This window comes from Pseudomonas sp. GL-RE-26, assembly GCF_019956275.1.
Lineage (GTDB): Bacteria > Pseudomonadota > Gammaproteobacteria > Pseudomonadales > Pseudomonadaceae > Aquipseudomonas > Aquipseudomonas grandcourensis.
This window is the reverse complement of record NZ_JAHBDI010000027.1, coordinates 25800-39423: the sequence shown is the minus strand read 5'-3', so window position 1 is coordinate 39423 and position 13624 is coordinate 25800. Positions and strand designations below refer to the sequence as shown.

General features: G+C 59.3%; 12 protein-coding genes and 1 tRNA gene. 3 read left to right on the top strand and 10 right to left on the bottom strand.

Annotation, left to right across the window (positions count from 1 at the left end; genetic code table 11):
• Positions 1 to 112 precede the first annotated feature (112 nt).
• Both cra and KGB07_RS17780 read left to right on the top strand, forming a co-directional pair.
• Positions 113 to 1108: a catabolite repressor/activator gene (gene cra / locus KGB07_RS17785; protein ID WP_046038732.1), complete on the top strand. Its 996-nt coding sequence runs from the start codon at positions 113 to 115 to the stop codon at positions 1106 to 1108.
• A 3-nt stretch (positions 1109 to 1111) separates the two neighbouring features.
• Positions 1112 to 1888, top strand: a complete 777-nt coding sequence (locus KGB07_RS17780; protein ID WP_046038730.1) for a TatD family hydrolase — start codon at positions 1112 to 1114, stop codon at positions 1886 to 1888.
• On the opposite strand, the gene KGB07_RS17775 is transcribed toward KGB07_RS17780, so the two are convergent.
• From KGB07_RS17775 to KGB07_RS17755, 5 genes are all read right to left on the bottom strand, one after another.
• A complete protein-coding gene (locus tag KGB07_RS17775; protein WP_046038728.1) occupies positions 1889 to 2278 on the bottom strand; it encodes a hypothetical protein in 390 nt (129 codons plus the stop codon).
• Positions 2279 to 2458: 180 nt separating this feature from the next.
• A complete protein-coding gene (locus KGB07_RS17770) occupies positions 2459 to 4489 on the bottom strand; it encodes a methyl-accepting chemotaxis protein (protein ID WP_046038727.1) in 2031 nt (676 codons plus the stop codon).
• 186 nt (positions 4490 to 4675) lie between these two features.
• Positions 4676 to 5512: a regulatory signaling modulator protein AmpE gene (gene ampE, locus KGB07_RS17765; protein ID WP_223466092.1), complete on the bottom strand. Its 837-nt coding sequence runs from the start codon at positions 5510 to 5512 to the stop codon at positions 4676 to 4678.
• Positions 5509 to 6069 carry a 1,6-anhydro-N-acetylmuramyl-L-alanine amidase AmpD gene (gene ampD / locus KGB07_RS17760; RefSeq protein WP_046038724.1) on the bottom strand — a complete coding sequence of 187 codons (561 nt, stop codon included), beginning with the start codon at positions 6067 to 6069 and terminating at the stop codon, positions 5509 to 5511. Before ampD ends, ampE begins: the two co-directional genes overlap by 4 nt.
• Positions 6070 to 6131: 62 nt before the next feature.
• Complete coding sequence (locus tag KGB07_RS17755) at positions 6132 to 7886, bottom strand: DUF1631 domain-containing protein (protein ID WP_046038722.1); 1755 nt, start codon at positions 7884 to 7886, stop codon at positions 6132 to 6134.
• A gap of 263 nt (positions 7887 to 8149) precedes the next feature.
• Here KGB07_RS17755 and nadC point away from each other — a divergent pair, with 263 nt between their 5' ends.
• Positions 8150 to 8998 (top strand): carboxylating nicotinate-nucleotide diphosphorylase, encoded by an 849-nt coding sequence (gene nadC, locus KGB07_RS17750; protein WP_223466091.1) that lies wholly within the window; start codon positions 8150 to 8152, stop codon positions 8996 to 8998.
• Positions 8999 to 9081: 83 nt separating this feature from the next.
• On the opposite strand, the gene KGB07_RS17745 is transcribed toward nadC, so the two are convergent.
• From KGB07_RS17745 to truB, 5 genes are all read right to left on the bottom strand, one after another.
• Positions 9082 to 9387, bottom strand: coding sequence for a DUF6388 family protein (locus tag KGB07_RS17745; RefSeq protein WP_046038717.1), 306 nt, complete (start codon positions 9385 to 9387; stop codon positions 9082 to 9084).
• A gap of 291 nt (positions 9388 to 9678) precedes the next feature.
• Positions 9679 to 9754: transfer RNA gene (locus tag KGB07_RS17740), tRNA-Thr, on the bottom strand.
• 252 nt (positions 9755 to 10006) lie between these two features.
• Positions 10007 to 12112 (bottom strand): polyribonucleotide nucleotidyltransferase, encoded by a 2106-nt coding sequence (gene pnp / locus KGB07_RS17735; protein WP_007915263.1) that lies wholly within the window; start codon positions 12110 to 12112, stop codon positions 10007 to 10009.
• Positions 12113 to 12318: 206 nt separating this feature from the next.
• Entirely contained in the window at positions 12319 to 12588 is a 270-nt protein-coding gene (rpsO, locus tag KGB07_RS17730) for a 30S ribosomal protein S15 (RefSeq protein ID WP_003176135.1), read from the bottom strand.
• A gap of 117 nt (positions 12589 to 12705) precedes the next feature.
• Positions 12706 to 13623, bottom strand: coding sequence for a tRNA pseudouridine(55) synthase TruB (truB, locus tag KGB07_RS17725; protein WP_046038714.1), 918 nt, complete (start codon positions 13621 to 13623; stop codon positions 12706 to 12708).
• Position 13624: the final 1 nt, after the last annotated feature.

Below are 13624 nucleotides of genomic sequence, written 5' to 3'. Positions count from 1 at the left end.
CCATCCTTGAAGTCCAACTTGTCGGATGCGTTGCGACAATGGTCGCCTGCCTTAATCGGTTAGGATTGACGAAAATGTCGAGGCAATCTCGAAAAAACAAGGAAACAGCGGGTTGAAACTCAGTGATATCGCCCAGTTGGCCGGTGTGTCCGTCACCACCGCCAGCTATGTCATCAATGGCAAGGCCGAACAACAGCGCATCAGCAGCGCTACCGTCGAACGCGTGCGCGCGGTCGTCGAACAACATGGCTTCACGCCTAACCCGCAGGCTGCCGGTTTGCGCAGCCGGCACACCCGCACATTGGGGTTCATTCTGCCGGATCTGGAAAACCCCAGTTACGCGCGAATCGCCAAATTGCTGGAGCAAGGTGCGCGGGCCCGGGGTTATCAGTTGCTGATCGCAAGTTCCGACGATGCACCGGACAGCGAACGGCAATTGCTTCAACTGTTCCGCGCCCGGCGCTGCGACGCACTGATCGTTGCCAGCTGCCTGCCGGCCGGCGACGACAGCTATCGCCAATTGCAGGCCAAGGGCATTCCGATCATCGCCATCGACCGGGTCATGGAACCCGAGCATTTCTGCTCGGTGATCAGTGACGACCGCGAGGCCAGCCTGCAACTGACCCGCAGCCTGCTCGATCCCTTGCCCAAACAGATCGCGCTGATCGGCGCCCGCCCGGAGCTGAGCATCAGCCAGGAACGTTGCGCCGGCTTCAAAGAGGCGCTCGCCGGGTTCAACGGCGAGGTGCTGATCGAAGAAGGTGAGTCCTTCAGCCGCGAGTGCGGCAAACAACTGATGGAAGAGTTGCTGCAGCGTCTGGGCCATTTGCCCGATGCCCTGGTGACCACATCCTACGTGCTGCTTCAGGGCGTGTTCGATGCACTGCACGACTTCCCGTTGAAAAACCGCCCGCTGCGACTCGGCACATTCGGCGACACCCAGTTGCTGGACTTCCTGCCGCTACCGGTCAACGCCATGGCCCAGCAACACCAGTTGATCGCCGACAAGGCCCTCGCGCTGGCCCTGGCAGCCATCGAGCAGTCTGATTACCGGCCTGGCGTACAAGCCATCGCGCGCACGTTCAAGCAGCGTATTCGCCAGGACTGAACCGTGGAGCTGATCGACACCCACACCCATCTGGATTTTCCGGACTTCGACGCTGACCGTCAGGCGCTGCTGGCCGAAAGCCGCGCCCTCGGGGTGCGGCGGATCGTGGTGCTGGGGGTTTATCAGGCCAATTGGCAGCGAGTATGGGAGTTGGTGCAGAGTGATCCCGACCTGCACGCCGCGTTCGGATTGCACCCGGTTTACCTGGACGATCATCGCCCGCAACACCTCAGCGAACTCGCCGACTGGCTGACCCGTCTGGCTGGCCATCGACAACTGTGTGCCGTCGGCGAGATCGGCCTGGATTACTTCATCGAAACCCTGGACCGCGACCGCCAGCAGGCGTTGTTCGAGGCGCAATTGCAATTGGCGGCGGATTTCGCGCTTCCGGCATTGATCCATGTGCGGCGTAGCCATGCGGCGGTGATTGCCACGCTCAAACGCTTTCGCCTGAAACGGGCCGGCATCATCCACGCCTTCGCCGGCAGCCAGGAGGAAGCTCGGGAATACATCAAGCTTGGTTTCAAGCTCGGCCTTGGTGGCGCCCCGACCTGGCCGCAGGCGCTGCGCATGCACCGCGTGCTCGGCGAACTGCCACTGGATTCGGTGGTGCTGGAAACCGACTCCCCGGACATGGCCCCTGCCATGTTCCCCGGCCAGCGCAACAGCCCGGCACACCTGCCGGCGATCTGCACGGCACTGGCGCAATGGATGGCGATCAGCCCGGAACGACTGGCGGCTGCCAGCACCGCCAACAGCTGCGAAGTGTTCGGCTGGTAATCAGTCAGCGTGAGCCCTGGCAACTTCCAGGATCAGCGTCAGGTGCTGGCGCCGACGGAAGTAACGGACCACCGCGAAATACACGAACAAGACGATCAGCGAAGCATTCAGCTGTTCGATGACGCTGAGCATTCCCACCCACTCCATCACCAACGCCACCAGCAATGCGGTGCAGACCATCACCCGCAGGCTGGCGCGCAACAGTGAAAAAGAGTCGAGGGACTTGAAGCGCCGGATCTGTTCCGGACAACTTAACTGAACGCGTTTCTGACAGTGAGTACAGGTAAACGCTTCATTGATCGCAATGGCATTGAGTTGCCAGGGTTGCAGCAGCAACGTGCGCTGACAATGCGCACAGCGCCCCTGGACTCCTATTGTTGCAGCAGACATGAGCAAGCCTCCTCCAGGCGGTAAGCCGCGTTAATCTTCCTTGATTGAACTCAAAATGCCAGCGCACGAAGAGAATCAGGAGGACTCCCACCTGGAAAGGGAAAAAGTATTACAAAACTTTCCGACAGCACTCCAAACCCTGTGGGAGCGGGCTTGCTCCCACAGGATCCCAGGACGCCTTCAGACCCGAAACGCGCTGATCAACTGCTTCAACTCCACGACCTGGGCCGACAACGCCCGGCTGGCGTCTTCGGTCTGATGCGCACCTTCAGCGGTACGCTCGCCGGCGCGATTGATCTCGACGATGTTCTGGTCGATGTCGTGGGCCACGGCGGTTTGCTGCTCCACGGCGGCGGCAATCTGCTGGTTCTGGTCGACGATCATGCCGACCGCTCCCAGGATGTTTTCCAGCGCCTGCTGGACCTTCTCCGACTGCCCCACCGTGCCGCTGGCCATTTCATGGCTGGTACCCATGGCCTTGACCGCCGCGCCGACACCGCCATGGAGCCTGGCGATCATCTGTTCGATTTCTTCGGTCGATTGCTGGGTTCGCTTGGCCAGGGTCCGGACTTCATCGGCTACCACGGCGAAACCACGGCCCTGCTCACCGGCCCGTGCGGCCTCGATGGCGGCATTGAGCGCCAGCAGGTTGGTCTGCTCGGCGATGCTCTTGATCACTTCGAGTACGCGGCTGATGGACTGGCTGTCGCTGGCCAGTTGGTTGATCACCAGCACCGATTGATCGATCTCGTTGGCCAGCGCGGCAATGCTGCCTTGCTGCGACTCCACCAGGCCGCGGCCACTGATGGTCTCGTCGTTGACACTGTGGGCACTGCTCACCGCCGCGGCGGCACTGCGCGCGACCTCCTGGGAAGTGGCTGACATCTGGTTCATGGCCGTAGCCACTTGTTCGATCTGCGTGCGCTGCCCGGCGACGGCCTGGTTGCTTTGCGCGGAAACGTTTTCCACTTGCCCGGCCTGACGCTCGACTTCACTGACGGTCTGCCCCACCCGCTCGATCAGGTCATGGATCTTTTTCACGGTGCCGTTGAACACCTCACCCAACTCCCCCAGCTCATCGCGGCTGTGGGCGCTGAAGGTCACGGTCATGTCGCCGGCCGCCACCTTGTCCATCACAGCTCCCAGGCGCTTGAGCGTGGTGCGGGTCGAGGCATAGAAACCGCCGTAGAGGTAGAAGATCAGTACAAACACCACAGACAGCGCCACGGCCTGCAAGATCATGTGTGTACGGTTCTGGTCCAGGCGTTGCTGCAACTGCGGGCCGAGATACTTCAGGGTTGCTTCATTGAGTTGGTAGGTCTGGTCCATCAGGGCAGTGACCTGATCGTAAAAGCCCTGCCACGGTGCATCGAGGGTATCGGCCATGACCACTTGCTCTTCGAACAGCTCGCTGGCTTTCTTCAAGGATGCCCGGCTGCTATCGGCCTGAGCGGCCAAGGTCTCACGCGCAGCCTTGCTGGAACCCAGGGCATCCTGCAACTTCAGGCCATACTCGGCCTGGAGCTTTTCAATCTGCGCCAGCAATTCATCGAAACGGGTACTTGAAGCCGAATTGATGAACCCCTGCCCCAGCGAATAAGAGCCCATTGCCCGACCTTCGCCCAGGATCTGGGTGACCCGTGGCGTGACGAGGGTGACGAGTTCGCTCAACTGGCGCATGTCGCTCTGGTTGTCGCGACTGAGGCCGGACTGGCTGGTGATGAGCTGGCTGAAAATCTGCGCGCTGCCCACCAGCTTGCCGATCAAGGCACTTTTGCTTTGCAGGGAGTTTTCCGTTTGCTGGGCCTTGAACGCGGCGATCATTTCATCGCGTTTGCCATCAAACACCGCGACCTGCTCCGGGTCGCCGGTCATCGCCGTCAGCCCTTGCAGGCGAGTCAAAATATTCTGCTCAAGGGCGCTGATTTTCGATTCGACATTGCCGGCCTTGCCGGATTGGCCGAGGCTGACATTGATCTGCACCAGGTTGTTCAGGGTTTCCAGATCGCGCCGCAACGCCAGGCTGTTGCCCAACAGGTCGAGACTTTGCAGTTCGATGCGCGTGCCCTGGAATTCGCGATAGGAGTCACGCACCAGATAGAAGTTGGTCACCAGCATCGGCACCAGGAACAGTACGCTGATCAGGCTGAACTTCATGCCGAAGCTCAGGCGGTTCATCAGTGCGACAGCGGGATAGAGCAAGCTCTTCACTGGATGTCTCCCTTCAATTTCTTATTTTTTTTATTGGCAGGCGCAGACAGACAGCAGATAGCCACTATTCGACGCTATCTCTGTATAACTTAAATCGGCAGGAGGCTTTGTAACTTAAGGTTAACGACAGGGCGAAGCACTTCGGACTAGTGATCGCCCAGTGGCGAGGGGGCATTGACTGCTGGACTAATGCAGGACCGTCCACAATGCAAACCCAGCATACCAGAGCACCGCCGCACGCAGCAGCAGCGCCCAAATGCGGTCCAGATTGTTGATACCTTCCGCACCGGTCACCGGTGCCGGAATTTCACCGGCCACCAGCCCGACTTTCACGATCAATTGCGCGGCGCTGATGTTCCAGTTCAGCAGCTCATGCAGCATGACCCGACTGACCGCGACAAAATTGCCGACCAACGCCAGGCTCGCCGCCAGCAGACGCACCGGCAACAAGTCAAAGGCGTGACGCAGTTGCCCGGCGCGCTCGACCACTGCAGGGTTTTTCCCGTGCTCCTCGGCCAGCGCCAGCAGCCGATAACTCAACGCCGCGACCGGCCCCAACAGGAAGTACCAGAAAATCACCGCGAAAAAGCTCTGGTAGGCCTCCCACAGCAAATGCCCTTCGACCTGCTCCAGTAGCTGCTCGCCATTGTCTGCACAGATATCCAGGTCGCGCTTGGCGACATGGGCCGCCGCTTGCAGGTCCTCCCGACGCCAGGCATCGCGGAACGGCCCGAGATCGCCCAGCAGATCACCGCGCCCCAGGCTGTAGATAACCACCAGCAAATGGATCGGCAACGCCAGCAACCCGTAGGCCACCGGCTCGATGACGACCAGCAGCAAAGCCAGCAACGCCACCGGCAACAAGACCAGTGCCGCCAGCACCAGCCATGGTCGGTTCGAAAGTCGCGGGCTGGCTTCAAGTTTGTTCAGCTCGTGTGTCCAGCCATTGTCACGCTGAACCCGATGGCGCAAGGCCGAGAACTTCTCGATCCACACCGCCAACAGCAACACCAGAAAACTCATCGTCCTTCCTCTTGTGCCAAGGCGGCACGATAGCGTGCCCAGTCGAACGCCGGCCCTGGATCGGTTTTGCGCCCCGGTGCAATGTCACTGTGCCCGCAGATGCGCTCCGTGGTGATTGCCGTGAACGCCTGTTGCAACTGGCGGGTCAGGGCTGTCAACGCGCTGTATTGCGCGTCGGTGAACGGCAGATCATCCGTGCCTTCGAGTTCGATGCCCACGGAAAAATCGTTACAGGTTTCCCGTCCCTCGAAGCTCGAGACCCCCGCATGCCACGCACGCTCAAGGCACGAAACAAACTGGGTGACGGTACCATCACGCTCGATCAGAAAGTGCGCCGACACCCGCAAATCCGCGATCCCTTCAAAATAGGGGTGTTCGGTGACATCCAGACGATTCTGGAAAAATTCCTGCACCTTGCCGGTGGCGAACTGCGCCGGCGGCAGGCTGATGTTGTGGATCACCAGCAGGGAAACTTCGCCTGTGGGGCGCGCATTGAAGTTGGGTGAGGGGCAGTGATGCACTCCCTGAATCCAACCGCTCGCGGGGTCCAACTGCATACCGATTCCTTCAACGTCGACTGTGTTGGCACAGTATGCCGCGATAATCCCCCGGGGCGCGATCACTTGCCGCGTTTGAGTCGCTTGAGGTTGCCGATCACCGACTCCAGTGCCCGCTCGAACAACAAGGTATCGTCAAGCACTCGCGCCACGCCGTTGCGCAGCTCTTGGGCCAGGTCGGTGCGGCTGCGCTCGAGCACTTTCATGCCAGTGCGGTTGACGAAGATGTATTTGCCGGTGGTTTCAATGACAGCCACCAGTTTGCAGCGAAGGGTATTTTCCGGGTCTTCCTGAAACTCCACCCAGCAGCCTGGATGCATTTGATCGACAGGCTCCTGCACCTCGACCATCATCGACGCCTTCCCAGGCGAATTGGCCCGCCCGTGCTCGGCGTCGCGAACGCACTGCACAAGCCACTCGCTGCGACGGCGCTCATCCTGGGTAAACGCGAGAAAGTCGGCCAGCAGTTCGGAAAATATCGCCGGATCATCGACAAAGTCATTCAACAGACGCTGTACGACCTGGTCGATGCGCACGTAAAGGTTGTCACGCTCATGATCGTCACTGACTCCCCACCCCATGGCTGCGTTGGCGATTTCGTTGAGCAGACGCCGTGCCGGATGACTGCTGCGGCTGAAGAAACTCTTGTCGAGCACCGCCACCTTGACCAGTGGAATCTGCAATCGGCCGATCAGTACCTTGAGGGAATCCGGCAGGTTGCGATCATCGAGCATGCATTCGAAAAGCATGGCGACCAGGTTGATCACATCCTCATCGGCCTCCCCGAAAACCCGTGACCTGCCGCTTTTGACACTGACCCGGGTCAGTAACTGTTCGAGCTGGTTGTGCAGATCAAAATCATCGACGGCCGCCGGTGCCGGCACGTATTGCTGCAAGTGCGAAAGCAGGCGCAACAGATCGCGCGTGGAAATCGGCTGTGCCGTGGCACTGACTTCCAGCACAGGCGACAGGCTGCCGCGAACGTTGAGCAGCAGGACCTGCAACGCGGCGAAAGCCTCCTGGACACTTTCATCGATCGGCAAGCAGACCGGATCGGGGCCCTCATCGGTCGGTCCATCCTGAACGCTGATGTCAGGTCGGTCGGTAGTACGACACACCGGCGCCGGTTTCAGGTCGGGCAACACACCGGTGGCGAGCAGCAGCTGATTGGCTTCTGCGTAAAGCTGATCGGTCTCGCTGAGGACATAACGTTCGAACAACGTGAGGATGATCAGCTTGACCTTGATCTCCAGCCCCAGCTGGCGTGCGGCTTGCAAAAAGTACTCGCAGAGCATCGCTGGGCCCAGGGGATTGTGCAGATCGCCCGGCGCCTTGCCCAACAAGGCGCAGAGCCGGGCCGTCAGTTGGTCCAGGGCGAAACCGTCGCGGTCCAGCACCCGGCTGACCATCGCTTGCACCGCGACCGTGCGCTCGAGCTCTACATCGGGTTGCACCGTCGAGGTATCGGCCGCCAGGGCCTGGGGCAAGGCCGCAAGCGCGCTTTCGTATTGGCCGAGACGGATAAACGCGGCGAAAAACTGTTCGAGAAAAACCCGCTCGATGCTTTTGCGCTTGAGGCGCAAATCGCGCATCGCTTGAAAGAAGATGTTTTGCTCGACGCCACAGCGGGCGCGGTCGGCCATTTCGAAGAGGGTGTCGTCGGCGTTGTCGAACAGTGCCTGCAATCCGTGCCGCAGTTGTTGCGCGGCCTTGTCGCGAACCTGGAGAAGAATCGCCGGCAGTCGGGCGAGTGGCGAGTGAGCCACCTGGTCGGTAGTTGCCTTGTGCAAAGGCACTACATTCCCGTCGTTGTGCATTCGGCCTCCCTGGAACGGTGATGCTTCGACTCGTCAAACTCATGACGTCAAATACAAGGCGGATTATCTTGTAAAAGCTCCCCTTTGTGCCAGAAGACTCTGCATCTGCCCTCAAACAGGTGTTTGCTCGGCAACGATGACCAACGCGACAACGGCAGGGATTCGACCAAATGTAGGTGCCGGTGCCAACGTAACGCTCTGATGCCTTGGGTTGGTCCGTGCCATGGCCCTATAATCGAGCCACTTTGTTTGTGGAGTCCGTTATGCCGAACCTACGTCTCGCCGATCTGACCGCCGAAATCGAAGCCAACGTGCGCCGTGCGTTGCGTGAAGACATCGGCAGCGGCGACATCACCGCGCAGTTGATCCCGGCCGAGCGCCTGGCCAAAGCCACCATCATTACCCGCGATGCGGCCGTCATCAGCGGCACCGCCTGGGTGGATAACGTGTTTCGGCAACTGGACCCACGGGTGGCGGTGCACTGGCAGGTTGCCGACGGTGAACGGGTGACGCCCAATCAGGTGCTGTTCCACCTCGAAGGCCCGGCGCGCTCGCTGCTGACCGGTGAACGCAGCGCCCTGAACTTCCTGCAACTGCTCTCCGGCGTGGCGACCCGTGCGCAATACCTGGCGGACTTCGTGGCCGAGACTCAGGTCAAGCTGCTGGACACCCGCAAAACAATTCCGGGGCTGCGCCTGGCGCAAAAGTACGCCGTAACCTGCGGCGGTTGCCATAACCACCGCATCGGCCTGTATGACGCCTTCCTGATCAAGGAAAACCACATCGCCGCCAGCGGCGGCATCGCGCAGGCCATCGCCGCCGCCCACAAGATCGCCCCGGGCAAACCGGTCGAGGTTGAAGTGGAAAGCCTGGATGAATTGAAAGAAGCGCTGGCGGCCAGTGCCGACATCATCATGCTCGATGAACTGAGCCTGGACGACATGCGCGAAGCCGTGCGCTTGAACGCCGGCAAGGCCAAGCTGGAGGCCAGCGGCGGGATCAACGAAAGCACGTTGCTGCCGATTGCACAGACCGGGGTGGATTACATTTCGATCGGTGCGATGACCAAGGATGTGAAGGCGGTCGATCTGTCGATGCGTTTGAGTCTCTGAGGAGCAGTTACAAGTGGCAAGCTGCAAGCTTCAAGCGGATCTGCTTTGACTTGTAGCTTGCCGCTTGAAGCTTGAATCTGCTCTCAAACCACCAGATTGTTCATCTCGCAGTACTCTTCCCACTCGACGCCTAACACCTCGGCAGCTTCTTTATGCAGCTTCAGGCGTTCTGCTTCGTACTCTTCCGGTGTCGACGTGTATTTGAGGCTCAATTCCCACGGCTGCAAGCCCTGGGCTTCGGCCTCGTCCTCGAAAGCCCATTGAATCTGGTCTTTCTGATCATCGGGACTCAAGTCCTTGATCTCGTCCATCAGTTCGTGGTTATCCAGCACGTACTTCTTCAGCGCTTCTTCGTGTCGGGCTTCCTGGGTCATCTCTTTAACGGTCATGGCGTTCTCGCTGATCTGGGAATGGAAGATGGATCTGGATCTTCAAGGATCTCTCTGACACAAAAACCGGATCAGGCCCGGTTTATCTGGCCTTCAGAACCATTCTGGATCATCTGAAAACTGCTGGGCGGTGCTCAGGCAGGCTCCGAATATAGGACGTTTGGCTGAGGATTTACACGTCTCTTTGCATCTCCCCGCAAAAAGTTGTGCACACGATGTTTTGATGACGGCGAGAACCTCAAGCGTACCGTCGAGGACCTGAGCAGAAAGGTGAAATGACCGAGGGGGATATGGTGCCCGAGACAGGAATCGAACCTGCGACCTTCGCGTTACGAGTGCGCTGCTCTACCGGCTGAGCTACACGGGCGGTGGGCTAAACCTAGCATCGCTTATGAGTTGCGGCAACCTGTGGCGAGGGAGCTTGTCGGAACGCCGCACCGTCCCGCTCGGCTGCGCAGCAGTCGTAAAACCATCGGCCCACAGCAAAACATTGGGTCGCTGCGCAACCCGACGGGAGCAAGCTCCCTCGCCACAGTTAATTGCGGCACATAAAAATGCCCCGCCGTTTTCACGGCGGGGCATTTTCTACAACGTTGAAGCGGTCAGGCGTGAGGCGTAATTAAACGCCCGAAGCCTTGGCTGCAGCCACGTCTTTGATGGACAGCTTGATACGGCCGCGGTTGTCCACGTCCAGTACCAGAACTTCCACTTCCTGGCCTTCTTTCAGGATGTCGGTCACTTTCTCAACGCGAGCGTCGCTCAGCATGGAGATGTGAACCAGACCGTCCTTGCCTGGCAGGATGTTGACGAATGCGCCGAAGTCGACGATGCGCTCAACCTTACCGACGTAGATCTTGCCGATCTCGGCTTCAGCGGTAATACCCAGAACGCGCTGACGTGCTGCTTCAGCCGCTTCCTTGGTCTCGCCGAAGATCTTGATCGAACCGTCGTCTTCGATGTCGATCGAAGCCTTGGTTTCTTCACAGATCGCACGAATGGTCGCGCCGCCTTTACCGATGACATCACGGATTTTGTCGGTGTCGATCTTCATCGCGATCATGGTCGGAGCGTTGGCCGACAGTTCGGTACGCGACTGGCCAATGATCTGGTTCATCTGGCCGAGGATGTTCAGGCGCGCTTCCAGGGCTTGGCCCAGAGCGATCTCCATGATTTCTTCGGTGATGCCCTTGATCTTGATGTCCATCTGCAGCGCAGTGACGCCTTTGGCGGTACCGGCTACTTTGAAGTCCATGTCGCCCAGGTGGTCTTCGTCACCCAGGATGTCGGTCAGGACGGCGAATTTCTCGCCTTCTTTAACCAGACCCATGGCGATACCGGCAACCGGCGCCTTCATCGGCACACCAGCGTCCATCAGGGCCAGGGAAGCGCCGCAAACGGAAGCCATCGAGCTCGAACCGTTGGATTCGGTGATTTCCGACACAACACGGATGGTGTACGGGAACACGTCAGCGGCAGGCAGCATGGCCGAAACCGAACGACGGGCCAGACGGCCGTGACCGATTTCGCGGCGACCAGCGCCACCCATGCGACCACACTCGCCTACCGAGAACGGAGGGAAGTTGTAGTGCAGCATGAACGGGTCTTTTTTCTCGCCTTCCAGGGTGTCCAGCAGCTGTGCATCACGGGCAGTACCCAGAGTTGCAACGACCAGAGCCTGGGTTTCGCCACGGGTGAACAGAGCCGAACCGTGGGTTTTTGGCAGAACACCGACTTCGATGTTCAACGGACGGACAGTCTTGGTGTCGCGACCGTCGATACGTGGCTTGCCGTTAACGATGTTTTCGCGAACGGTGCGGTATTCGATTTCGCCGAAAGCCGCTTTGACTTCGCTGGAAGAAGGCTGGCCTTCTTCACCGGACAGCTTGGCAACGACCTGGTCCTTCAACTCGCCCAGGCGAGCGTAACGGTCGGCCTTGACGGTGATGGTGTAGGCCTGGGAGATCGCTTCGCCGAACTCGGCACGGATAGCGCCGAGCAGTTCGGTGGCTTCTGGCGCAGGAGCCCAGGTCCAGGTTGGCTTGGCAGCTTCAGCGGCCAGTTCTTTAACGGCGTTGATCACAACCTGGAACTCGTCGTGAGCAAACAGTACCGCGCCCAGCATCTGGTCTTCGGTCAGCTCTTTGGCTTCCGATTCAACCATCAGTACGGCGTCCGAAGTACCGGCAACGACCATGTCCAGGCTCGAAGCAGCCTGTTGCTCGTAAGTCGGGTTCAGCAGGTAGCCGGTGCTTTCGTGGAACGCAACGCGGGCAGCGCCGATCGGGCCATCGAAAGGAATGCCGGAGATCGCCAGCGCAGCCGAGGTACCGATCATCGCAGCGATGTCCGGATCGGTCTTCTTGCTGGTGGAAACGACGGTGCAGACAACCTGCACTTCGTTCATGAAGCCTTCCGGGAACAGCGGACGGATCGGGCGGTCGATCAGTCGGGAAGTCAGGGTTTCTTTCTCGGAAGGACGGCCTTCGCGCTTGAAGAAACCGCCAGGGATCTTACCGGCAGCGTAAGTCTTTTCCTGGTAGTGAACAGACAGAGGGAAGAAGCCCTTGCCTGGATCGGCTTGTTTTGCACCGACTACGGTCACCAATACGCTGACGTCGTCGTCAACGGTGACCAATACTGCGCCGGAGGCCTGACGGGCGATACGGCCAGTCTCGAGGGTAACGGTCGACTGACCGAACTGGAATTTTTTGATTACCGGGTTCACGGTGTCCTACCTTCTTTGTGGCTCTTGGGGGAACTGGTTTCTTGCGAAATTCTTGGGCAATGTCGGGAATCGGCCCGACTGGCTTGTCCAGGTGTTACTCAGGCAAAGCAGGTATCCAGATAAAACTTGAGGCTGGGAGCCTGCCATGCGCCGGCGGGAAACCCGCTGGTGCACGACAGACAACCAACCTCTAGCGCAATCGCTTATTAGCGACGCAGACCCAGGCGACCGATCAGAGCCTGATAACGGCCCAGATCCTTGCCTTTCAGGTAGTCCAGCAGCTTACGACGCTGGTTTACCATGCGGATCAGACCACGACGGGAGTGGTGATCTTTACCGTTGGCCTTGAAGTGACCTTGCAGCTTGTTGATGTTGTGGGTCAGCAGTGCAACTTGCACTTCTGGCGAACCAGTGTCACCAACAGCTTGCTGGTAGTCAGCTACGATTTGAGCTTTTTCTTGAACGTCGAGAGCCATGAGGCAATCCTTTTATCAGGAAACTGTTTCAGAAAAACAGTTTCAACAGGCCAGGGACAAATCCCTGTATCTAAAAATGAGTAGTGACCGTGCCTGTTGACAGCCACCCTCGTTCGGTCATTCTGACCGAATCAGTCGACGTGGCGCGATGCGCCCGTCTTCGCTCACTTCACCGATACCGATGAAGCGACCATTGTGATCCTGTACCCGCACCATGCCGAACTTCGGAGCATCCGGGGCACGTACCGGCTGGCCGTTGAGCCAGTAGAACGCACTCGCTTCCGAGAACTGCAACAGTGGCCAATCCAGCAGGCCGCTGTCCGATGGCATCAGGAAGCGATCGACCGCTTCGTTGCCGCCTTCGGCATGTACCGCTTCCAGCTCTTCGAGGGTAACCGTCTGCGCCAGGGTGAATGGCCCGGCCTGGGTACGTCGCAGTTCTGCAACGTAAGCGCCACAACCGAGTTGCTCACCGATATCCTCCACCAGGGTGCGGATATAGGTGCCTTTAGTGCAATCCACCGCCAGCCGCGCAGTATCACCTTCGAAGGCCAGCAATTCCAAGCGCGTAATAGTAACAGAACGCGGTTCGCGCTCCACTACTTCGCCTGCACGAGCCAGCTTGTACAGCGGCTGGCCATCACGCTTGAGTGCCGAGTACATCGGCGGTATCTGACTGATTTGCCCACGAAATTTCGGCAGTACAGCCTCGACATCGGGGCGACCAACGGTCACCGGGCGCTCCTGCAAAACTTCACCTTCGGCATCCGCCGTGGTGGTGGTCTTGCCCAGTTGCGCCAGGGTTTCATAACCCTTGTCGGAATCGAGCAGGTATTGCGAGAACTTGGTGGCCTCGCCGAAGCACAGCGGCAACACGCCGGTGGCCAAGGGATCGAGACTGCCGGTATGACCTGCCTTTTCGGCGTTCAGCAACCAGCGAACCTTCTGCAAGGCCGCGTTGGAGGTGAACCCCAGCGGCTTGTCGAGAAGGATAATGCCGCTGACGTTACGACGGATACGTTTGACCTGAGCCACC